Origin of the sequence: Flavobacterium sandaracinum, assembly GCF_004349135.1 — a bacterium.
In the GTDB taxonomy this organism is placed as follows: domain Bacteria; phylum Bacteroidota; class Bacteroidia; order Flavobacteriales; family Flavobacteriaceae; genus Flavobacterium; species Flavobacterium sandaracinum.
Map to the genome: position 1 here is coordinate 1 of NZ_SMFN01000023.1, position 24,657 is coordinate 24,657.

Annotated in this window: 17 protein-coding genes; 11 read left to right on the forward strand and 6 right to left on the reverse strand. The window is 36.1% G+C overall.

Features of this window, described 5'->3' with window-relative positions; genetic code table 11:
- Window positions 1–113 precede the first annotated feature (113 nt).
- Both E0F91_RS15075 and E0F91_RS15080 read right to left on the reverse strand, forming a co-directional pair.
- Window positions 114–479: an ISAon1 family transposase N-terminal region protein gene (locus tag E0F91_RS15075; protein WP_132067273.1), complete on the reverse strand. Its 366-nt coding sequence runs from the start codon at window positions 477–479 to the stop codon at window positions 114–116.
- Window positions 463–813, reverse strand: coding sequence for a lipid-binding SYLF domain-containing protein (locus E0F91_RS15080; protein ID WP_207919050.1), 351 nt, complete (start codon window positions 811–813; stop codon window positions 463–465). The genes E0F91_RS15075 and E0F91_RS15080 overlap by 17 nt, the downstream gene beginning before the upstream one ends.
- 597 nt (window positions 814–1,410) lie before the next feature.
- On the opposite strand from E0F91_RS15080, the gene E0F91_RS15085 reads away from it, so the two are divergent.
- The 8 genes from E0F91_RS15085 (at window position 1,411) to acs (ending at window position 12,343) form a co-directional block, all read left to right on the forward strand.
- Window positions 1,411–1,830, forward strand: coding sequence for an IS1/IS1595 family N-terminal zinc-binding domain-containing protein (locus E0F91_RS15085; protein ID WP_132067274.1), 420 nt, complete (start codon window positions 1,411–1,413; stop codon window positions 1,828–1,830).
- 101 nt (window positions 1,831–1,931) lie between these two features.
- Window positions 1,932–3,311 carry a porin gene (locus E0F91_RS15090; protein ID WP_132067275.1) on the forward strand — a complete coding sequence of 460 codons (1,380 nt, stop codon included), beginning with the start codon at window positions 1,932–1,934 and terminating at the stop codon, window positions 3,309–3,311.
- 20 nt (window positions 3,312–3,331) lie between these two features.
- On the forward strand, window positions 3,332–4,867 hold the full coding sequence (locus tag E0F91_RS15095; RefSeq protein WP_132067276.1) for an MFS transporter: 1,536 nt from the start codon (window positions 3,332–3,334) through the stop codon (window positions 4,865–4,867).
- 10 nt (window positions 4,868–4,877) lie between these two features.
- On the forward strand, window positions 4,878–5,105 hold the full coding sequence (locus E0F91_RS15100; RefSeq protein ID WP_132067277.1) for a DUF6814 family protein: 228 nt from the start codon (window positions 4,878–4,880) through the stop codon (window positions 5,103–5,105).
- Window positions 5,106–5,432: 327 nt separating this feature from the next.
- Complete coding sequence (locus E0F91_RS15110) at window positions 5,433–8,138, forward strand: sensor histidine kinase (RefSeq protein ID WP_132067278.1); 2,706 nt, start codon at window positions 5,433–5,435, stop codon at window positions 8,136–8,138.
- Between the two features lie 4 nt (window positions 8,139–8,142).
- A complete protein-coding gene (locus E0F91_RS15115; RefSeq protein ID WP_073352786.1) occupies window positions 8,143–8,505 on the forward strand; it encodes a response regulator transcription factor in 363 nt (120 codons plus the stop codon).
- A gap of 17 nt (window positions 8,506–8,522) precedes the next feature.
- On the forward strand, window positions 8,523–10,421 hold the full coding sequence (locus E0F91_RS15120) for an acetate--CoA ligase (RefSeq protein WP_132067279.1): 1,899 nt from the start codon (window positions 8,523–8,525) through the stop codon (window positions 10,419–10,421).
- Window positions 10,422–10,435: 14 nt separating this feature from the next.
- Entirely contained in the window at window positions 10,436–12,343 is a 1,908-nt protein-coding gene (gene acs / locus E0F91_RS15125; protein WP_132067280.1) for an acetate--CoA ligase, read from the forward strand.
- A gap of 111 nt (window positions 12,344–12,454) precedes the next feature.
- Here acs and E0F91_RS15130 read toward each other — a convergent pair whose 3' ends face one another.
- The 4 genes from E0F91_RS15130 to E0F91_RS15145 all read right to left on the reverse strand — a co-directional run bounded on the left by E0F91_RS15130 (window position 12,455) and on the right by E0F91_RS15145 (window position 21,108).
- Window positions 12,455–15,343: an alpha-amylase family glycosyl hydrolase gene (locus E0F91_RS15130; RefSeq protein ID WP_132067281.1), complete on the reverse strand. Its 2,889-nt coding sequence runs from the start codon at window positions 15,341–15,343 to the stop codon at window positions 12,455–12,457.
- Between the two features lie 72 nt (window positions 15,344–15,415).
- Entirely contained in the window at window positions 15,416–16,528 is a 1,113-nt protein-coding gene (locus tag E0F91_RS15135; RefSeq protein ID WP_132067282.1) for a SusE domain-containing protein, read from the reverse strand.
- A 24-nt stretch (window positions 16,529–16,552) separates the two neighbouring features.
- Entirely contained in the window at window positions 16,553–18,151 is a 1,599-nt protein-coding gene (locus tag E0F91_RS15140; protein ID WP_132067283.1) for a RagB/SusD family nutrient uptake outer membrane protein, read from the reverse strand.
- 17 nt (window positions 18,152–18,168) lie between these two features.
- A complete protein-coding gene (locus E0F91_RS15145) occupies window positions 18,169–21,108 on the reverse strand; it encodes a SusC/RagA family TonB-linked outer membrane protein (RefSeq protein WP_132067284.1) in 2,940 nt (979 codons plus the stop codon).
- A gap of 234 nt (window positions 21,109–21,342) precedes the next feature.
- Here E0F91_RS15145 and E0F91_RS15150 point away from each other — a divergent pair, with 234 nt between their 5' ends.
- From E0F91_RS15150 to pgmB, 3 genes are all read left to right on the forward strand, one after another.
- Window positions 21,343–22,365: a LacI family DNA-binding transcriptional regulator gene (locus tag E0F91_RS15150; protein ID WP_073352793.1), complete on the forward strand. Its 1,023-nt coding sequence runs from the start codon at window positions 21,343–21,345 to the stop codon at window positions 22,363–22,365.
- 246 nt (window positions 22,366–22,611) lie between these two features.
- Complete coding sequence (locus E0F91_RS15155) at window positions 22,612–23,973, forward strand: MFS transporter (protein WP_132067285.1); 1,362 nt, start codon at window positions 22,612–22,614, stop codon at window positions 23,971–23,973.
- A gap of 2 nt (window positions 23,974–23,975) precedes the next feature.
- A complete protein-coding gene (gene pgmB / locus E0F91_RS15160) occupies window positions 23,976–24,632 on the forward strand; it encodes a beta-phosphoglucomutase (RefSeq protein ID WP_132067286.1) in 657 nt (218 codons plus the stop codon).
- Window positions 24,633–24,657 lie beyond the last annotated feature (25 nt).

The window sequence follows — 24,657 nt, forward strand, 5'->3', positions numbered from 1 at the left end:
ATTGTTTAGCATGCGACTTTTGTTTCCATGCTTTAAAATCACTTAAGTAATCTTTGTACTGATATTGCAAATTCCTTCCAGAAACCCCATAGAAAGAGGCGATAGCACTACAGTCATTTGGGCTGGAATCTATTGATCTCTTTTAAAAAAGACGCAAACTCCTGTGTTACACGAGTTCCGTCCGCTACTAAATTCCAATCTCTAAAAACCACTTTCCCTGTGTCTTCGTTAAGCCATCGTCTGCGAGTAATATGTAGATATACCTGATGTCCCCGAATAGGAAAATCCTGAACTGTAATYTCATCAAAGAAGCCTTTTGAGCTTAACTTATACGGYCTGTATTCTTTAGGAATCGAATTTATCTCTTTAAGAWATATATGCAAGACTTCATCTCCTTTCTTGTAAGAGGTCAATTCAAAATATTCAACAATAATTTCAGGTAATAATAACTTGATTAGTTCGCTATAGGAGTCTTGCATTTGGTATAATTTGGAAACACAAATATCTAGATTTTAATATTTCCCCACAACATTTTGTCTTGATCCCTTGTCCACCGGCCTGAAAACCAATGCTTACTTGTGAAAGTTTAGCCATCCCTGCTATTTTTCCTCGCTCATAAACCACACCGTTACCCGCTGCACCTCCTATACCAAATCCAGCTTTACCCACATTGGGAAAAATTACGTAACCGTATGCATCTTCAAAAAGACCATTCCTTAGCGCGTCTGCTTCAACAAATTCAACTTTTGCTATCTTACTATCGGCGATGATTATATTTTTCTTTGCTTTAGATTGCCCAAAAACGGATGCCATACACAGCATACAAACCAACATTACTACCCAAATACTATTTAAACTTTACATATCTCTAGATTTAAATGTTTTAAAAAATTGAACTATACTACCTTACTTATGCTACACAAAAAGCAAAATATAGGTGTTCAGATATACCATATTTTTTTAAAATAGATAACTCAAATCTTGATTATCAATCATATAACTAAATAAAAGAAACCAAAAATATATTCCTCCTACTCTATTATAACAGGAAACATTTAAATACGTGGGATTGTCATTTAATAAAATAAACTAATGATTTTTTACTAATCACCGCAATAGCTTTCTTTTCTATTTAGGTTAAGAAAAACCAACTCCTTGTTGCAAACTCCAACAGTTCTTTTTAAAACAGCCAAAAACTACCAAAGATTTTCGTTCGCATGACCTTGGTTCAAATAAAAACTAAACAACGTAGAATCTATTCAAAAGAAATTTTACTAAAGGTCATTCTATTATCAAAACCACATAATTTTTTCAATAAAAATGTACGTTTCGTAAATTTAAAACAATATAATTATCTAATTCTCTTTTATATAGTTGCTAAATTACTATATTTATGCAAAATTTATATATATGGAGATTTTAACCTGTCCAAAATGCCAAAGTAACCACATCATAAAAAGTGGTATAATTAACAGCAAACAAAGGTACTTGTGTAAAAAATGTAATTATTTTTTTACGGTTAATAAAATTGGCAAAAAGATAGATGATTACTACGTAACCAAAGCGTTACAACTCTACTTAGAAGGTCTAAGTTTTCGCGAAATAGAGCGAATAATTGGGGTTTCGCATGTAACGGTTAGCAATTGGGTGAAGTCGTATAATATCAAAAAGCCCTCTCACGCCAACTACCATCCCACCTACAAGATTTTTAGTCACTTAGAACTGGTTGAATATTTAAAAAACAAGGAATTACTCTCTGGCGCAGGTATGATTATTACAGAACTGGGCGATAAGTTTATGCTCATAAAATGGGAGCGATTTAAAGATTAACTATAGTAGTTTACACAAAAATATAGTGAAATTTTTTTCTAGAATTAAATAACTGAATTTGGCACTTTATTAACCAACCATTTAATAACCAATTTCTATTTATGAAAAAAATATTTTTCACAGCTTCAGTCCTCCTACTGACTCTGCAGGGTTTTTCTCAAGGCTCAACAGATTATGGTGCAGGACTAAAATTTAACCTGAACGAAGACGGCTCCAAGTTCATGCGTGTGATTGCTTGGAATCAAATCTGGATGCGTTCTTCCGAAATGAATCCTGGAACCATGATTGGAGGAGAGCCAACATCAACTGCAACCGACATTGGAAATCGACGTTTGCGTTTTCTAGCTTATGCTCAAGTATCTAAAAGATACATGATCTTAACCCATTTTGGAATCAACAACCAAACTTTTATTAACGGTGGCGCAACAGGAGCCTCAGGTACTGGTGGCTACGGTGCCGGAAAAAAACCTGGTTTATTCTTTCATGACGCATGGAATGAATATGCAGTTGTATTGCCAGAAAAAGATAAAAAATTTAGTTTCACCCTTGGTGCTGGATTGCACTACTACATGGGATTGTCTAGATTAACAATGGCTTCAACGCTAAACTTCTTAACCATAGACGCACCTATTTTTAACTGGCCACTAATTGAAAACTCTGATCAGTTTGCCCGACAAGTAGGTTTATTTGCTAAAGGGAAATATGGCAAACTAGAATACCGCTTGAGTTACAACAAACCTTATGCTACCAACTTAACTCCTACAAACACAACGAATGCATCGAATGCCGTAGCTGTAGATAATAGTGGTATGACAAAATGGTCTAAAGCCGGTTATTTCGAATACCAGTTTTTAGATCAAGAAGCCAATGTATTGCCTTTTAAAGTAGGTAGCTATTTAGGAACTAAAAAAGTATTCAACATTGGTGCTGGTTTTTACACGGCGCCTGATGCCACAAAAACTTCTGTAAATAGCACTATCAACAAACATGACATCAAACTTTTCTCTGCCGATGTTTTTCTTGATATGCCTATTGGAAAAAAAGAAAACAAAATGGCCATTACAGGTTATAGTGTGCTGTATGATTATGATTTTGGTCCTAATTATTTGCGTAATGTTGGGATTATGAATATTGGCTCAGTAGATCCAAATTTCACAGGAAGTAGAGCTATAGCGGGAGCTGGAAATGCACAGCCAACAATTGGATCTGGAAATATTTGGTATACACAAGCGGGGGTTTTATTGCCCTGTAAAGAAGCGAAACCTAAAATTCGCATCCAGCCTTTTGGTGCTGTTACCTATAAAAATTTTGATGCTTTGGAACAATCAAGCACACAGTTCGATGTAGGATCTAACTTTTTCTTAGATGGACACCATGCCAAAATAACGGCGCAATATTCAACTAGACCCGTATACACCTCTCTAACAAACCGCTCAGGATCATTAGGAGACTTCGTAGTACAACTTCAAATTTATCTATAACTAACTAAAAAAAATAATTTATGAGCACTAAATCAACAAAAGGAATTTGGAAAGTCATTTCCGCATCCTCAATGGGTACCATGATCGAATGGTATGACTTTTATATCTTTGGAAGTTTAGCCGTTGTAATTTCAACAAAATTTTTCCCTTCGGATAATCCAACAGCAGCATTCTTATCTACTCTAGCAACATTTGCCGCTGGATTCGTAGTGCGTCCTTTTGGAGCTCTTTTCTTCGGTAGATTAGGAGATTTAATTGGAAGAAAATACACTTTTATGGTGACTTTGCTTTTAATGGGAGGAGCTACCTTTTTAATAGGTTGTATACCGAGTTATGAAACTATTGGGTTTATGGCACCTTTATTAGTATTAATTCTTCGTTTATTACAAGGTCTTGCACTGGGTGGTGAATATGGTGGAGCAGCGACTTACGTGGCTGAACATGCGCCAGTAGGACAAAGAGGATATTGGACTTCTTGGATTCAGACTACTGCAACTGTTGGTTTGTTCATCTCTTTAATGGTAATTCTTGCTACAAGAAATATCTTAACACCAGAACAATTTGACGAATGGGGATGGAGAGTTCCGTTTTGGTTATCCATAGTTATGGTTGGGGTGTCGTATTTGATTAGAAAAAACATGGATGAATCACCTGTTTTCGCCAAAGCTAAAAGTGAAGGAAAAACAAGTACAAATCCTTTGAAAGAAAGTTTTGGAAATCGTTACAACATGAAATTTGTATTATTGGCTTTATTTGGAGCTACAATGGGACAAGGTGTTGTTTGGTATACTGGTCAATTTTATGCAATGAATTTCATGAAAACAGTAATGTCTATTGATTCCTCTCAAGTAGATACTTTATTAGGAGTTGCTTTAATTATTGGAACCCCATTTTTCGTGTTTTTTGGTTGGTTGAGTGATAAAGTAGGTAGAAAATACATTATGATGGGAGGAATGTTATTGGCTATCTTATTATACAGACCTATCTACAAACAAATGTACGAAACCACATCAGTAAAAAACAAAACTGAAATGGTGGAAAAAACAACTGTACTCGCTGAATTAAAGGAAACCAAAAAACAGACTATGGATTCAATCTACACTACTAACAAAGAGTATGTAGATGGAACTACTTTTCAAGAAATAAAAACCGTACATTTAGAAAACGGTGTAGCAATCGTAGTGGATGGTAAAGCTAGAGTTGATACTAAAACAACTGTAAAAATTAATTCTAGTGACAATTGGGCTTTAATATTTTTAGTATTCGTACAAGTGATCTTCGTAACTATGGTTTACGGTCCTATTGCCGCATTCTTAGTTGAAATGTTCCCTGTAAAAATCAGATACACATCCATGTCATTGCCATACCACGTAGGAAATGGAATATTCGGGGGTTTACTTCCTGCTATTTCAACCTATTTTGTTACCAATGCGAAAGACCTAGGCCATCCGGAATTTTATCTTGAAGGACTCTGGTATCCAATTGTTATTGCTGCAATCAGTTTTGTAGTAGGAATGGTTTATATTAAAAATAAAGATAAAAACGCTCACGAATAAAAACACAGCTATGAATCAATTAAAAAGAATTTTAGGACTAGTTTGGATTGCATTAGCAGCTGCAGCAGCCTATTTTTGCATCTTCACTTTTGGATTACCAAAATTGATGTCCGGAAAACAAGAAGACTTAGTTTTCGGAATCATTATACTCTTTATACTAACTCCATTAATTGTTTTAGGATTGGGAGCCTTTGGGTACTTTGCCTTAATGGGAGATTATGACGAAAAAGAGAATTAACCAAACCATTAACACAATAGACAGTCTCTGCATTAATTTGCAGAGGTTGTTTATTTTTTTTAATCAAGCCTTAGATTCTAAAACAGAATTCTAAAAAAAGGCGAAAGAACATTCTGCTGAAAAGCAAACCGCATCTTCTTATGAAAAAGAGACATGAACAAAAGTTGGTTATTCTTTCAATGCTAATGCTATTGGCTTTGAACGTGCCCCTTTTGCTACTATTTGACAGTTCAAAACCCCTTTTTGGGTTTCCAATAATTTACATTTATATCTTCTCGGCTTGGCTGTTTTCAATTGCTATCTCGTACTTAATTATAAAAAGATATTATGAATAGCATTGGACTTTTACTGATATTGGTGCTTTACTTGTCGATTCTTTTTTACATTGCCTATTGGTCTGAAAAAAGAAGCCACTCTAAATGGACTAATAATCCCTACGTCTATTCCTTTTCCTTAGCCGTTTATTGCACTGCTTGGACCTATTACGGAAGTATTGGTGTGGCCGCAGAATCCGGTTTAAGTTATTTGCCTATATACTTAGGCCCAATACTTATCGTCCCTACATGGATGGTAATTCTCAAGAGAATCATTAGAATTTCGAGAGTAAATAAAATTTCCAGCATTGCAGATTTTATTTCTTTACGATACGGAAATAGTAGATTTCTTGGAGCATTGGTGACCATAATTTGTATTATTGGCATATTACCTTATATCTCTTTACAACTGAAATCAATTTCAGACACTTTTCATATTGTTACAAAAACCAAGGCAAGCGATAATATTTTTACTGATACTACGACCTATGTTTGTTTAACTTTAGCTTTGTTTGCATCTTACTATGGCACAAAATACGTAGATGCTTCGGAAAAAAGACGCGGCATTGTTACCGCTGTAGCTATGGAATCCATCTTGAAACTCGTTTTCTTTTTAATCGTGGGTATTTATGTAACCTATTTCGTATTTGACGGATTTGATGACATTTACCAAAAAGCTTCAGTGCTTAAAGATTTTGACAAAAAAAATTCAATCGGTGGCATAACAAATGGCATCAACTGGTTTTTTCTTTGTATATTATCGATGTTTGCTATTTTCTTATTACCAAGACAATTCCACACTGCAATTGTGGAAAATAATAAAGAAACTCACATTCGAACAGCCATCTGGCTATTTCCGTTGTATCTGTTGCTATTTAACCTTTTTGTTTTTCCAATAGCCTGGGGCGGAAACATTCTTTTTGACGGAAAAGGCCACAATTCAGATACGTATTCCCTGCTAATTCCACAGTTTTTTGATAATAATACCTTGACCGTTTTGGTATTTCTAGGGGGATTTTCAGCAGCGATTTCGATGATAATTGTGTCATCTATTGCTCTTGCTACGATGTTGAGCAACAACCTACTGATTCCGTATGGATTTATTGGATCTTTGGAAAACTCATCACAGAAAAAGAACAATAAGCGCATTGTAAACAGCCGTAAAATAGGAATATTTTCACTTATAATTTTAGCTTATGCCATCTACCGCATATTCATTTTAGATTATTCATTGGTTTCCATTGGTCTTGTAGCTTTTGTAGTTATAGCACAATTAGCACCCTCCTTTTTTGGCGCTATATTCTGGAAAAGAGGCTCTAAAAACGGTGCGATTACAGGAATAATTCTTGGTTTTTTCATCTGCTTTTACACCCTTTTAATCCCGTATGCGATGGGGCTTACAAAATCTACCAGTCTTTTCATTCAGGAAGGACCTTGGAGCATAGCACTATTAAAACCGTTTCAGCTTTTTGGTTTAGATTATTTAGAACCCATACCACATGCTGTTTTTTGGAGCTTACTAATTAATATCTTGAGTTATGCAGCGGTATCAGTGAGTTTTCAGGGAAATTACAGAGAACGTAATTATGCCGAAATGTTTGTAGATATAGACAAATACATCACCAATCACGAAAATGCTTTTGTATGGAAAGGAACGGCTTACATCTCGGATATTCAAAAAGTGTTACAGCGTTTCTTAGGCGAAGAAAGGACTAAAAGAGCCTTGACTATTTTCAATTTAAAATACAATGTTGATAAAGACATCACAACAGCGGATGCTCGCTTTATAAAATTTGCCGAAAATTTATTGACGGGCCATATCGGTACGGCTTCCGCCAAAATATTAATATCGAGTGTTATTAAGGAAGACAAAATTAGCCTGCCTGAGGTGTTGCGCATTTTAGAAGAATCAAAAGAAAACCTTATCATTAATAAAAAACTGACAGACACTTCTAATGAATTAAAAAAAATATCGGAACAACTAAAAAATGCAAATCAGGAATTAGTCAATAAAGACATTCAAAAAGATGAATTTCTGGACACCGTTACCCATGAATTAAGAACACCAATAACCGCCATTCGAGCAGCAAGCGAAATCCTTCATGATGATGATGACATTCCCGAAGAGTTGAGAAAGCAGTTTTTGCAAAACATCATTTCGGAGTCGGACCGATTGAATCGCCTGATTGATAAAATTTTGGATTTAGAAAAATTTGAAACCGGAAAACAAAAGATTTACTTGTCTAAAAACAACATTACAAAAACGATCAAAAATACATTAGGTTCTCTCCAACAATTGATAAAAAATAAAAAGATTAGTGTTGAATTCAGTAGTGCCTCACAGGAAATAAAAGCCTTTTATGACGAAGAACGAATCATTCAGGTCATTCATAACTTACTGTCGAATGCTATAAAATTTAGTGCCGATACCGATGGAAAAATAGTGATTTCGGTTGATGAGAATAAAAATAATATTGAAGTCAAAATTCATAATAACGGCAAGGGAATTAAGAAAGAAGACTTTGAAGCCATTTTTGATAAATTCTATCAATCTCGGAACCAGAATGTCAAAAAACCAATAGGAAGCGGTTTGGGTTTAGCCATTTGTAAACAAATTATTGAACATCACAAAGGCAAGATCTGGGCCGAGGATAATGTCGTGGAAGGTGCCACTTTCGTATTTACTTTACCCAATTATAACACAGCAGAAAATAGTTAACAAGATGAAGAAGATTTTAATTGTAGATGACGAACCCAATATAGTAATGTCACTGGAATATACGTTTAAGAAAAATAATTTTGAAGTTTTCATAGCACGAGATGGTCAAGAAGCTTTGGATATTTTAAAAAAACAACTTCCAGACGTAATTATTTTAGACGTGATGATGCCTATGGTAGACGGTTTCGCCACATTAGAACAAATAAAAAAAGACGAACGCCTGCGGCATTGCAAAGTGATTTTTCTATCGGCAAAAAATAAAGAAAAGGATATTGAAAAAGGGCTTTCACTAGGGGCAAATTTATACGTGACTAAGCCTTTTTCAATCAAAAAACTAGTCGATCAAGTTCATGAATTAATTCAATAAGAAACAAATTCAACACAATGACATACAAGGAAATTTATGAGGACAGCATTGACAAACCGGAAAAATTCTGGGCAGAACAAGCTGATGCAATTGAGTGGTACAATAAACCGGATACGATTTTGTCGAAAGATGAAAATGGATATCCGCTTTGGTACCAAGATGGCGAATTGAATATTTGTTATCTGGCTTTAGACAAGCACATTCAGGATGGCTATGGCGATCAGGTCGCTTTTATTTATGATTCGCCCGTCACACAAACCGTAAAAAAATATACTTTTTCGGAAGTAAAAACCGAAGTCGCAAAACTCGCAGGAGGCATGCAGTCCTTGGGGCTAAAAAAAGGCGATACCGCTATAATTTACATGCCCATGATTCCTCAAACCGCTTTTGCGATGTTGGCTTGTGCCAGAATTGGCGTAATCCATTCGGTTGTTTTTGGAGGTTTTGCACCACATGAATTGGCCATCAGAATTGATGATTGCAAACCCAGAGCGATTATTACCGCTTCATCCGGAATTGAAGTAGATCGTTTAATTGCGTACAAACCTTTAGTGGATGAAGCCATTGTACTTGCTTCACACCGACCAAAAAAAGTAATCGTTTTCAATAGAAAATTAGGTGCCCGAATTCCGTTTAAAAAATACGATGTGGATTATGATGCATTGGTTTACGGTTCCGAAGAAACGCCTTGTGTTCCTGTTAATTCGAATCATCCGCTGTATATTTTATACACATCCGGAACTACAGGAAAACCAAAAGGAATTGTAAGAGATACTGGTGGATATGCCGTGGCATTGAAATTTTCGATGAAATACATTTACAATGTAAAGGAAGATGAGACTTTTTGGGCAGCATCGGATATGGGTTGGGCAGTTGGGCACAGCTATATTTTATACGGACCGTTATTGAACCGAAATACAACCATAATTTTTGAAGGAAAACCCATAAAAACTCCAGATGCGAGTACGTTTTGGAGAATCATTTCAGAGCATAAAGTGGGCACCATGTTTACGGCTCCAACCGCTATTAGAGCCATCAAAAAAGAAGATCCCGACGGAGAGTTCATCAAACAATACGATTTGAGTTGTCTTAAAAATCAATTCTTAGCAGGAGAACGCTGTGATAATGCTACTTTAGAATGGTATCAAGAACACATTCCTATCCCTGTAATTGACCATTGGTGGCAAACTGAGTCCGGCTGGCCCATGATTGCCAATTCTCTTGGAATTGAAAAAATGCCGGTCAAATCTGGTTCAGCTACAAAAGCCGTTTGTGGGTATGACATTCGGATTTTTAATGAAAACGGCGACGAATTAAGCGCCAATGAAGAAGGTTTGGTTGTTGTAAAATTGCCTTTACCACCGGGGAATATGTTAGGCATTTGGGAAAACGAAGCACGTTTCAAAGCTGGATATTTCAGCAAATTTGACGGTTATTATTTGTCTGGCGATGGTGGTTACAAAGATGAAGACGGTTATATTTTCATCACCGGAAGAACGGATGATGTGATAAATGTAGCAGGGCATCGATTATCAACAGCAGAAATGGAAGAAGTTGTTGCTTCCCATCATTCCGTGGCTGAATGTGCCGTCATTGGAATTCACGATGAGTTAAAAGGACAAATTCCTTTGGCTTTGGTGGTAACCAAATCAGGAGATGAAATCGAACATTATCAATTGGAACAAGAAATCATTAAACTGGTTCGTCAGCAAATTGGAGCTGTTGCTTCGTTGAGAAATGTAATGATTGTACAACGATTGCCCAAAACACGGTCAGGGAAAATCCTTCGAAAACTGATGCGCAGCATTACCGATGGCGAGGAATTCCAAATTCCGTCCACCATAGATGATGAATCCATTGTAGAAGAAATCGAGACCACATTAAAAAAGTATAAAATAGGCGTTTATAATATTTAAAATTTACCAAAATCATGAGTTACTATAAAATTAATAATTTAGAAGAGTACTTTAAACATTACAAAAAATCAGTTCGTGAACCCAAAAAATTCTGGGACAAAGTCGCATCTGAAAATTTTACTTGGTACCAAGAATGGGATAAAGTGGTTGACTTTAATATGGCGGAAGCCGATATAAAATGGTTTACCAATGCTAAAGTAAACATTGTAAAAAACTGTATCGACAGGCATCTTGCTAAAAAAGGAGACAAAACAGCTATCATTTTTGAACCAAATGATCCAAATGAAGAAGCTTTGCATATTTCGTATAATGAACTGTACGAGCGTGTGTGTAAAATGGCAAATGTGTTAAAAGAACAAGGCATCCAAAAAGGAGATCGCGTTTGTATTTACCTGCCAATGATCCCTGAATTAGCCATTACCACTTTGGCTTGCGCTAGAATTGGAGCCATTCACTCGGTTGTTTTTGCAGGATTTTCTGCTTCGGCAGTTGCAGCAAGAATCAATGACAGCGAATGCAAAATGGTCATCACTTCAGATGGTGGATATCGTGGCAACAAAACCATCGATTTAAAAAGTATTGTTGACGAAGCCTTATTGAATTGTCCTTGTGTAGAGAACGTTTTAGTGGCTAAAAGAATCAACTCAAACATTAACATGAAAGAAGGTCGCGACCAATGGTTGCAGCCTCTTTTGGATCAAGCTTCGGACAATAATGTGGCTGAAATAATGGACGCTGAAGATCCTTTATTTATCCTTTATACTTCTGGTTCAACAGGAAAACCAAAAGGAATGGTACATACCACAGCGGGTTATATGGTGTATTCCGCGTATACCTTTAAGAACGTTTTTAATTATGAAGACAATGATATTTTCTGGTGTACTGCTGACATTGGCTGGATTACCGGACATTCTTATATTCTTTACGGACCGTTATTGAACGGAGCTACGACGGTAATTTTCGAAGGTGTTCCGTCTTATCCAGATTTTAGTCGCTTTTGGCAAACTATCGAAAAGCATAAAGTTACCCAGTTTTACACGGCACCAACAGCCATTAGAGCTTTGGCAAAAGAAAGTATCGAATACGTACAAAGGTACCAATTGACCTCTTTAAAAGTAATTGGATCCGTGGGAGAACCTATTAATGAGGAAGCTTGGCACTGGTACAATAACCATGTAGGGGATAAAAAATGCCCTGTGGTGGATACTTGGTGGCAAACCGAAACCGGAGGAATTATGATTTCGCCAATTGCATTTGTAACGCCAACAAAACCTACTTACGCTTCATTGCCATTACCAGGAATCCAACCTGTTTTGATGGATGAAAAACGCAACGAAATTGAAGGCAATCAGGTGACAGGAAGTTTGTGTATTAAATTCCCTTGGCCAGGAATTGCCAGAACGATTTGGGGCGATCACCAAAGATACAAAGAAACCTATTTTTCTACCTTTCCAGGTAAATATTTTACTGGTGACGGCGCTTTGCGTGACGAAGTAGGGTATTATAGAATAACAGGTCGCGTAGATGACGTCGTTATTGTTTCTGGACACAATCTGGGAACTGCTCCTATTGAAGATGCTATCAATGAACATCCGGCAGTTGCGGAATCAGCTATTGTTGGTTTCCCACATGACATCAAAGGAAATGCGTTGTACGGTTTTGTAATTCTTAAAGAAACCGGAGAATATCGTGATAGAGAAAACCTGAGTAAGGAGATCAACCAACACATATCTGATCACATTGGACCCATTGCCAAATTAGATAAAATCCAATTTGTTTCTGGTTTGCCAAAAACGCGTTCTGGAAAAATCATGCGTAGGATTCTGCGTAAGATTGCTGAAGGTGATTATTCTAATTTTGGTGATACCTCAACGTTACTGAATCCTGAAATTGTAGATGAAATCAAGGAAGGTAAAATTTAGTTTTTTAGTTTTAATTGTAGTTAAGAACTGCTTCATTTATGGAGCAGTTTTTTTTATACAAAAACGGCTGTCTTTTTAGGGACAGCCGTTTTTCACTAATTCAACATATTCTTAATTTTTCAACAGTTTCAAAACTTTCATTCCATTATTTTCATCAAATGTTTTTACGATGTAAAGTCCTTGATTCAAATCACTAACTGAAAATTGAGAACCTGCCGTTTTATTGGCATCAAAACTTTTTACCAGTTGTCCCGTGATAGAAAAAATCTGCACTTTAGAAGTTGTTTCATTCAATGTAAAATAATCCGATGCAGGATTTGGATACAACACAATCGTTGGTGATTTTTCGTAATCTGCTATTGCCAAGGAGGCTGTTTTGTTCCCGTAAATTTTGAATTCTCCCGGTTGCAACGTGATGGTTGCTGATGTACTAATCACATTGATGGTTGTATTATCCATCAAATTGTACCACGTTCCCGTATATGGAAATCCCGAAGGAACGTTTTGAGCAATCACATTAAAATTTGCAACAATCAACACATCTTTCAGTTGGGTTGAAGCTAAGGCACTGTTTGTAATTTTGATATTTGGAAATAAGGAGCTAGAATTGTTGATTGTTACAGTACCTGAAAATACTGGTTCTATGGTTTTCATAGTAATCATTTTCGCCCAATCATCGTAAATTTTACTTCTGTTGGTATCCCCTAGCCAATTCGTCGCCCATTGCGGTTGTGGCTTAGTATCTAATTTACAATCCCCTGATGTTGCATCTGACGGTGAATTTACACTGCCATTATTACAAGTGAATATAGAGGAATCCCAACCCAATTCTCCAAACTGCCAAATCATTTTTGGTCCTGGAACCAACAAAGATACAGCACCCAAAGCAGACATTCTTGACAATGCCACATTTAATGTTCTCACATTATGGTCGGCAACTGTATTATTTCCAGATTGTAAATTATTGTACATTAAGCGCTCTTCATCGTGACTCTCGGCATAACCCATCAATCGGTGTGCAGTAAATCCTCGGCTTGAGGAAGTCATTCTAGAAATATTACCTGCAAACCCTTTTGTCAAGTTGTTATAATCATGAGTCATAATCCCCCACATCATAATTCCTTTACTTGGCGTTTCATTCAATCTGTAATTAGCCCATTGTTGTTCTTCATCATTTCCTCCTAAATGTTCGAAAATAACGTAGTGATTGGGATCTAAATTCCAAGAATAATCAGCATATTTTTTCAATACATCTATTCTATCTTGTTGTCTGTTACCGGTACAATTTTCTTGACCACCAGCTACATTCGAAGGACAATTTTGCGTAAAACCTTTGGTTAAATCCCAACGAAATCCGTCAATTTTATATTCTTCAACCCATTGTTTAATGACACGTTGCACATAGTTTTGAGTTCTAGGCTGTTGATGATTAAAATCTTCCCCAACATTGTAACTGTGCATCGCTGTCGTATTAAAATAAGGATTTTCAGTGGATGGAGAACCCCAACCATCGCCATCAGGATCATTCATCCACATGCGAAGCATTGGATTTCTTCCAAAAGCATGATTTAATGCAACATCAAGAATAACGGCAATTCCGTTTTGATGGCACAAATCCACAAACTCTTTTAACTTATCAGAAGTACCGTAGAATTTATCCAAAGCCATGTGAAAAGAGGTATTGTATCCCCAGCTTTCATTGCCTTCATATTCCATTACAGGCATTAACTCAATCGCATTTATTTTCAAATTTTTGAAATAATCCATTTTATTAATCAGGTCCTGATAACTTCTGTTAGCATCAAAATCACGCACTAACAATTCGTAAACCACCAATTTTTCTTTCTCTGGTTTAACAAAATTTGTGGTAGCACTACTCCATGCATAAGGTGTTTTACCTGTTTGTAAAACGGTTACTTCTCTTTCTTGACCAACTGGATAAACCGGCATGTTTGGATATTTTGAAGCAGAAATCCCGCCATCATCAAATGGAGATAAAACCAAAGTAGAATACGGATCAGCTGTTTTTACCAAAGCAGGCGTTCCAGCAATAGGAGTTGCATCTACTAACCAATATTGGTACGAATAATTTGTCCCTGAAATTAATCCTGTTAGTTCCAACCAAAACTTACCCGAAGCCGGATCTTTTTTCATCGCAAATGAACCTGTAGGTTGCCAATTATTGAAACTTCCCGCTACGTATATGAAATCTTTGAACGGAGCGTCCAAAACTAAAGTTGCTTTTGTAGCATCGGAAGTATTGTAATTGATTCCGTCCAGTAAGCCAGCAGGCATTGCCTCACTAACTGCATTTGGATTCACTATGGCACTAAACTTTTTAGTGATTACAGTGGTTCCTTGTGTAACTTGTAATTCGTAATTCTGATTTCCAGTAATAGCAGAATGATTAAAAGAATAACTGGAAGTTGCAGCATTTGTATTTAAAGTTGTACCGTTTGCTTTTAAAACATAACTGGCATTTCCACCGGTATTAGTAGCTGCAATATTCAAACTTCCACCTGAAGCAATAATTGTTGAACTATTTTCAGCAGGAGCATTCAATGAAACTTGATAGGCACCAACCTCAACAAAGTTATCCTGCGATTTTTTATCTCCAGTTCCATCCTTCGCTTTTACAAGAAATCCAATTCTACCAATTCCGTTTCTGTTATAGAAAACATTTGGTGTAAATGTTTTGGTATAGGTATTCGTACTTGAATTATAGTTAAAACGATTGACTTCATTTGAGGAAGTCCAAGTACCATTAGTAGGACAGTCGATACTATTTGCATCATTGATGTCAAAAGACCAAGTCCACATATAAATAGCGTTTCCGGTAACTCCCCAAGCAGCTTCATTTATAGCATTCCCATCAATTGTGATTGTTATGGATGTTGTTTCTTCAAAGGTTGCTGGACTAATAGAATAAGCAACAGACTGTTGTTGCGCAGTTGCAACAATTGAGAGGAAAAATAATATATAAAGTATAGTTTTTTTCATGGTTTAGCGTTAATTAAATTAAAAACTAAAAAAGGGCTACCCACAGATAGCCCTTAAATTTTTTGAAATAAATTATTCTTGATTTGGCAACATCAAATAACTACCATCTAAATCATTGAAATAGATTTTGTATTTTGATTTAGCTACTGGAATATCTCCTCCGCTAGCACCATTACCAGTAAACCCAGAAAATTCCGTATCTCCTCCCCAGTTAGTATCCCAAGCATTATTAGCTCTAAATTTCCCTTTACCATCAAATAAAGAAATAGTAAGTGACCAAACATGAGGACTAAATGTAGAAACAGTCATTTCCGAATCATCTCCAGCCCAACCTGCTTCAGAACCCGTTCTAGATGAACCTAAGAAACCAATTCTTGAATAAACTGAAGCCGCAGTAGCATTATAAGGAACTAAAGTGTACGCTAACGTTTCGACATTAAATGTAAAAGTGTAGTATCCTGAAGCTGAAATTATAAATTCACCTGCATTATCTTTAATTTCAATGGTGTTATTTCCTGCATTACCTAATTGAGAAGCCCAACTTCCTTTTTCAGAAATTAGCTTAAAATTACCTGCAGCAAAGTACCCTGTAAATTTATAGATGTCTGGATTCACTCCACCTCTAAACATAGGTTGGTGATTTGTGTCAACATTATTATCCCAACCACCTTCAACGGCTGCACCAATTAAATACCAATCAGTAAATGCGTATGGCACTAACCCTGTGTATGCATTCACTAAAATAGTCAATGGCGTTGCAGATATCATTTTCTCTATTCCAGCTAAACTAGAAACCACTTTTACATCATAAGACCCTAACGCATCAGGTATTCCACCCAATTCAATTACTGCTTGATTTAACGTTTTTACAGTTACTTCAATTTGAGTTGCACCAGCAGTTCCTCCCAATTCAATTGCATTGGTAAAATCGCCCCCTTTAACATCAATTAAAAGTTTGTATCCAATTTCAACATTACCGTCATAGGTTGCTTTAGTCCATACAAAACGCTCTGCAACTTCTTCTGCATTTTCTTCCAATAAAACATACGCTTTATCGTTTTCTGGCGCAACTAATTCAGGAGTATCAATTCCCTGAATTACTGGTCTATCTTCTACATCCTCTACGCTACAAGACAAGGCAAGTACCGCAAATAAAGCAATTACTGATTTCGTTATATTTTTCATTTTTTATTTTTTATTTAATAATTATTAATATCCAGGATTTTGTTGTAATTTATTATTTGAAGACAATGCAGTAGCAGGAATAGGAAATAAATTTCTAAACGCTTGAGTTGGCGCACCACCAGCTACATTTCCTTTCCAAGGCCATAAGTAGCTACCACCTGAAAATTTACCAAAACGAATTAAATCCGTTCTTCTGTGTCCTTCCCAGTGTAGTTCTTTTGCTCTTTCGTCAAGAATTAAGTTTGCACCTGCAGCATCTGCGGTAAGAGAACTGATGGTAGAAGCATTTGATCTAGTTCTCAAAGCATTCACATATCCTCTAGCCGTTGCAAGATCTCCTACTTTACCAACAACCGCGCATTCAGCATACATTAAATAGGCATCGGCTAAACGGAACATTGGAAAATCAGAATCAGAGAAATCACCTGACTTATCTGAACCTTGAACACCGTTTACATCTACATTTCTAAATTTTTGAATAGCGTAGCCATCCGTGAAATTACTAATATCAACAATTTCTTTCGTTTGTCCATCTGTGTAAAATTGACCCCTTGCATCAGTAGTATTTGCACTAAACTTGTCAACAAATGCAGATGTTGTTCTGATTCCAGCCCAACCACCATTGATTCCAAATTCAGAAGCTATCATTGTTCCACCCACTGGGGCATGTGTCAAGAAAGTAGTTCCACCGTACGTTTGGGTTCTAAGACCGTCAAAAGCAATTGTGAAAATAAATTCGTTTTGTGCTCCGTTTTTGTCATTATCTGCAAAAAATAATTGGTTGTAATTGTTGTGCAATGCATAACCTGAAGCAATAACTTTATTGATCAATGGCAATGCTCCAGCATAATTATCAGTTCCAATGTATACTTTAGCATTCATGTACAATTTTGCTTGCAACATCCAAGCAGCTGCTTGATCTACGCGGTATGCTTCATTGGATTTTGGCGCTTTCAATTCTGGAATGATCGCAGTTAACTCCTCATCAACAAATTTGTATAATTCTGCTCTTGTAGCATATTCAGGATAGTAAAAGGTCGTTGGTGAATTTTCAGTAACCAAAGATCCACCACCAAACATATCGATTAAATGCCAGTAGGTGAATGCTCTAATGAAACGTGCTTCAGCTCTGTACGTTTTAATTTCTGCTATCAAAGCAGCATCAAGACCTCTTGCAGCTAATTTTTCATCGGTAGTTTGTCTCAAAAACTCGTTACAGTTTACAATTTGGAACGAAAAACGGGCAAATGTAGCTGTAATAAAACGGTCCAAAGAAGTCCATGTTTGTGAATGTAAATCTTTTATCGTTCCGTCATTCCAAGCAATAACTGCCTCATCCGTTGTCAATTCCTGCATCAACCAGAAACCTCTAATATACTGACTTTCCCCTTCATCAATTCCAGAGATATCAGGAGAACCTGCTGCCGTTTGACCTGAAGTAGCAAATCCTGCATAAAGTTTAGCTAAATTTTGTTTGTACGATTCTGGTGTGCTAAAAAATTGTTCTCCAGGAACAGCAACATTACTTTCCGGAGCTTGGCTTAAATCATCTGTACACGATGGGAACAATAGCACCATCAGGAACAAAGAAATACCCAATACTTTTATTTGTATCTTTTTCATTTTTCTTGTTATTTGTATTAGAAATTAACGTTTAAACCTAACGTGAAAGTAATTGGTCGTGGGTATAAATTTCCATCTATACCTCCAGAAATTTCCGGATCTAATCCTTCATATTTAGTTAGTAACAATACATTTTGCGCTGATAATGTCAATTTAACTAATGAAGAAGCATTTTCTTTTTGATTGAAAGTATATCCAACACTTACGTTGTCTAATCTAATGAAAGACGCATCTTGAATGTAGTAATCGGATTCGAAACGCTTGGTATCATTCGATTGAAAACCAGTTTCCAAAAGATTTTCAACACCATTTGATAAATCTGTATTTCTGATCAAAATGTTATTGAAAGAACCTTTGCTTGAATCTACGTTGTTGTAATTGTAATTACCCCAAGATCCTCTCCAATTCATACCCATGTCAAAGTTCTTGTACGTTACGCTAGTGTTGAAACCGTAGAAAACGTCTGCTGCTGGTTTGTGGAAACGGTATTTATCCAGCTCAGATATAATCCCATCTTGATTTCTATCAATATACACTCCATCTAAAGGTTGCCCGTTTACACCATACGCTTGCTCGTACACGTAAAAAGAACTTGGTGCAAAACCTACTTGGTGGTTTTGAATAAAATTCCCAGTAGCTCCCTCATAACCTCCTACATTGATACCTGGTGTATTTGGCAAAGTAGTGGTCAACTTGGTGATTTTAGAATCTTGGAAGGTTACATTACCGCCAATTCTCCATTCGAAATCCTCTGTACGTACTGGAATTACTTCCCCAGCAATTTCAATACCCTTATTTTCAATTGTTCCTACGTTATAGTTGTCAAAATTTGAAAACCCGAAGAAAGAAGGATTTTGTGTGTACAATAATAAATCCTCAGTAGTTCTTCTGTACAAATCAACACTACCGTTTATTCTGTTGTTTACAAATCCAAAATCTAAACCTGCATTTACTGTCGTGGTTTGTTCCCACTTCAAATTACTGTTGTACGGTTGTGGTCTGTATGTAGTATAGAAATCACTTCCAAATTGGTATTGCGCAGCTGTATTAGAAGCTAAGTATAAAGGAATAGAAGGATAGCTAATTCCAATGTCTTGCTGTCCAGTAATACCCCAACCTCCACGAAGTTTTAAAGTAGAAATACTTTCAACGTCTTTCAAGAAATTTTCTTCGTTTAACTTCCAAGCTAGAGCAACTGCCGGGAAATTAGCCCAACGATTTTCTTCTGTAAACCTTGAAGTACCATCACGTCTGTAAGACAAAGTCAATAAGTACTTATCAGCAATACTGATGTTTGTTCTTGCGAAAAAAGATTGCAAGTTGATACGAGACGGAAAGTTAGGATCAACAGTAGTATTATTACTTTGGAAATTAAAATTTGAAGAGTTAAATGACTCTCTAAAATCTTGGTACGAATACCCTGCAGTTACATCCAATTGTGTATCAATAGACTCCAATTTCTTATTATAATTCAAAAACAGATCCATCAATTTATTGAAACGGGATTGTGTTCTTTCATAGGTATTGTTATACCCAGAACCAGAAAGCCCATTTAGATAATCAGCTTCAGTATTACCAAAAGATCTTCCTGTTAATTGATCGTAACCAAGATTAGCTACCGCTTTCAATTCTGGTAAAAAATGCATTTTATATTCCGTTTGGATGTTTCCAATACTTCTATAAGCAGTTCCAAAGCTATTTTGTTGTTCAATTTGAGACAAAGGGTTTCTTCCTGCCAATTGGTTTATTTGAGTTGGAGAAGTATACCACTGGAAAAAAGTTCCATCAGGATTTCTGACCACTTGTGTTGGATCAAAACGAATTGCTGAACCAATAGCGCCACGATTGCTATAATTACTTTTAATAAGAGACGTATTGTTGTTTACTTCAACTTTTAAATGATTCTCCAAAAAGTTCCCTGTTACATTTGCAGACATGGTACTACGCTCCATATTATCTCTTTTCAAGATACCATTCAAATTAGCATATCCTACCGATGCTCTATAAACGATGTTATCAGAACCCCCGCTTAAAGAAACATTATGATCTGTACCAATAGCGGTTCTGTATATTTCATCTTGCCAGTCCGTATCAGCAGCACCCATCAATGCTACTTGAGCAGCATTCCCGTTAGCAGTAACAAAATCTCTAAATTGAGTACTTGACAAAGCATCTACTTTTTTTGTAATTTCAGATACTTGAAAACTTCCGTTGTAGTTTATTTGTAAATCACCTGCTTTTCCTTTTTTGGTAGTAATGATAATAACCCCATTCGAAGCACGAGAACCATAAATAGCCGTTGCCGAAGCATCTTTTAAAACCGAAATAGATTCAATGTTATTCTGATTGATCGTTGTCAGCGGGTTTCTACTTCCTTCTACTCCACCAGCAGCAACTGGCACACCATCAATTACATACAAAGGATCGTTATTAGCTGATAATGAAGATCCGCTTCTAATTCTAATTGTAGCACCTTCACCTGGAGAACCTCCACCATTGATGATTTGCAAACCAGCTACCTTACCTTGAATCATTTGATCCGCAGATGTTACTGGCCCTTTATTAAAATCTTTTGAAGTCAAAACTGTTACAGCTCCTGTAGCATCTTTCTTCTTAACCGTTCCGTAACCCACTTGGATTACAACTTCTTTTAATTGATTCGCATCTTCTTCTAGAGATACATTTAATGAATTTTGAGCAACATAATCCAAAACAGTATTCTTGTATCCTATGTAAGAAAAAACGATTTTATCACCTCTTTTTACATTTGACAACTGATATTTACCATCAAAATCAGTAGAAACACCATTAGCGGTACCTTGTACATTAACGTTCACCCCGGGAATTGGTTGCCCTGATGCTTTATCAAGAACCGTTCCGCCAACAGTATTCTGAGCCAGAACACTAAAAGGGAGTAGCAGTACTAAAATTAACAACTTTTTATAAATTGTTTTCATACTTTTTGTTTAATTTAATTTAAATTTTTTTTGAGTTTTTAACATTAACTTATACTTCGAATGTTAAATTTATGTAAATTTTGTCACGCTCGACAAAGGCAATTTTTTATTGAGTTACGAAAACGTAATAGTGTTGAAAACTTTCTGATTTATTGAAATTTTTACCACTTTAATTACCATTTGTAAAATTAAATTTTACCTTTATTACGAAATAAATTTTTACCAAAAACTACTATGAAAAGGAAAATAACGCTTAAACAGATTGCAAAAGAATTAGACGTTTCCATTTCAACAGTTTCCAAGTCACTTAGAAACAGTCTCGAAATAGGCGAAGAAACCAGACTTAAAGTGCAGGCTTTCGCCAAATTCTACAATTACAAACCCAACAATATTGCGCTTAGCTTAAAAAATAGAAAAACCAAAACTATTGGAATCATCATTCCTGAAATTGTGCATCATTTTTTCTCTACGGTCATCAATGGAATAGAACATGTAGCCAACGAACATGGTTATAGTGTTATCATCTGTCTTTCAGACGACTCCTTTGACAAAGAAGTGCTTAATATGGAAATGCTTGCCAATGGAAGTATCGATGGTTTTATCATGTCGCTCTCTAAAGAAACCCAGTTTAGAGGCGATTTTCATCACATTACCGAAGTTATCAATCAAGGCATGCCAGTTGTCATGTTTGACAGAGTTACCAATGATATTCTGTGCGACAAGGTCATAATTGACGATCAATCTGCAGCGTATGAAGCCGTTCAAAGCTTGATTGATAAAGGAAGAAAAAAAATCGCACTAGTAACCACTGTAGATTACGTGAGCGTGGGTAAACTCCGAACGGATGGTTACATTAAAGCACTGCTAGACAACGACATTCCTTTTAATGAGAATCTAATTATCAAGATCGAAGATGTAGACACTTGCGAAATTACCATTGGAAAATTATTAGAAGACAAAGCCATTGATGCTGTTTTTGCTGTAAATGAATTATTTGCTGTAACCATTATTAAAACGGCCAATAAAATAGGACTCAATGTTCCTAAAGATCTAGCTGTTATCGCCTTTACGGATGGCATAATTTCTAAATATTCTACTCCTACTATTACAACAGTGAGTCAAAGCGGCATAAAAATGGGAAACAAGGCCGCAAAAATGCTTATTGAAAGACTCGAGTCGAAAGAAGATGAGGAAGATGAAAACTATAAAACGGAAGTTATAGAAACCCATCTGATAGAAAGAGAATCTACCAACTAGATTTTATACGTTTTCAGTTGCCTTTTGAAAACTGGGACTGAAAACCACAACTAAATCATAAAACGCTTGTATTATATTCAGTACTACAACCTTGTAGTAAAAAAAGTTCGCTAATATTTCTTTCCATAAAACAAAAGTTTGAAATATATTTTTATATTTACCCCTCAAAACTTTAACTTTTACTTCGAAAATAAGACAAGTTTTGATAAGCATAGCGCTTATCGTATTAATATTTAAATTACGATAATGGAAAAGCGTAGATTAAGTTTCTGGGAAATTTGGAACATGAGTTTCGGTTTCTTGGGAATACAGATGGGTTTTGCCCTTCAAAATGCTAATGCCAGTAGAATTCTCCAGATTTTTGGCGCAGATGTACATGAACTATCCTGGTTTTGGATTATTGCCCCGTTAATGGGTCTTATTGTTCAGCCTATCATAGGACATTATAGTGACAAAACGTGGGGGAAATTTGGCAGAAGAAAACCTTTCTTTTTAGTCGGTGCTTTACTAGCCTCTATTGGCTTAATATTAATGCCTCAAGCCGAAATTTTCATCGCCTTTCTTCCTGCCTTATGGGTTGGTGCCGGAATGCTGATGATTATGGATGCGTCTTTCAATATCGCCATGGAACCTTTCAGAGCTTTAGTGGGAGATAATTTAAGAACAGACCAAAGAACACTTGGATTCAGTGTACAAACCGCATTAATTGGTTTTGGTGCTGTTATTGGTTCTTGGCTTCCCTATGTATTAACGAATTGGTTTGGCGTCTCCAATAGAGATGAGGACGGCGGCGTTCCTATGCACTTGATTTTATCTTTCGTCATCGGAGCTGCTATTCTGATACTTTCTATTCTGGTTTCCATTTTTTCTACCAAAGAATATTCTCCAGAAGAGCTAGCACAGTTTGAAGATGAAATGACGCATCAACAAACTAAAGTGGCTGATGTGAATCCAAAAGAATCCAGTTTACTGGATATTTTTGATGATTTTAGAAAAATGCCTACCACGATGCGACAATTAAGCTGGGTACAATTTTTCTCTTGGTTTGGTTTGTTTGGAATGTGGGTTTTTACCACTCCTGCCATAGCCCATCACATTTATGGTTTACCCATTTCGGACAGCAAGAGTGAAGCCTATCAAAACGCAGGGGATTGGGTTGGAGTACTTTTTGGTATTTACAATTTAGTTTCTGCTTTCTATGCTTTTGCTTTACCTTACATCGCAAAAAAATTCGGAAGAAAATTAACGCATTCCATCTCCTTAATTATTGGTGGACTCGGATTAATTTCAATCTATTTTGTACCGAATGAAAACTGGTTGATACTCTCCATGGTTGGAGTTGGTATTGCTTGGGCTAGTATCTTGTCGATGCCATATGCTATTCTAGCCGGATCAATTTCTCCAATGAAAATGGGAGTTTACATGGGTATTTTTAACTTCTTTATCGTAATTCCTCAAATCGTCAATGCCTTAATTGGCGGACCATTAGTTAAATATTTATACAATGACAATGCCATATTTGCATTAGTTACCAGTGGCGTCAGCTTCTTGATTGCTGCAGCATTAGTTGTTAAAGTAAAAGATGTTGATGACGTAATAAAACAATAATAATGACTACAAAAGCATTCATATTCGACTTAGACGGCGTAATAGTTGACACAGCAAAATACCATTATTTAGCTTGGAAAAAAATTGCAGACCAGTTAGGCATCGAATTTACACACGAACATAATGAATTATTAAAAGGAGTCAGCCGCGTGCGCTCTTTGGATATCATATTAGAATTAGGAAAAGTGAACGCTTCGCAAGAAGACAAAGAAAAATGGTTAATTCAAAAAAATGAAGACTATTTATCCTATTTAGTTGATATGGATGAAAGCGAGATTCTTCCGGGAGTTTTTACAATTTTACAATTTCTAAAAGAAAACAACCAACCCATCGCTTTGGGTTCAGCCAGTAAAAATGCAAGACCAATTCTGGAGAAAACAGGACTGCTGCCTTATTTTGATGCTGTTGTAGATGGAAATGATGTGACAAATGCCAAACCAGATCCCGAAGTTTTCCTGATGGCTGCAAAATTATTGAACACCAAACCCGAAGATTCAATCGTTTTTGAAGATTCAGTGGCGGGAGTTCAAGCGGCAAATATTGGAAACATGACCAGTATAGGAATAGGAGAAGCAAGTACTTTACATGAGGCAAAATATATCTTTACGGATTTTACAGCCATAGACACCGCTTTTATAGAAGAATTAATTAAAGGATAAAGAAACAAATTCAAAAAGTAAAAAA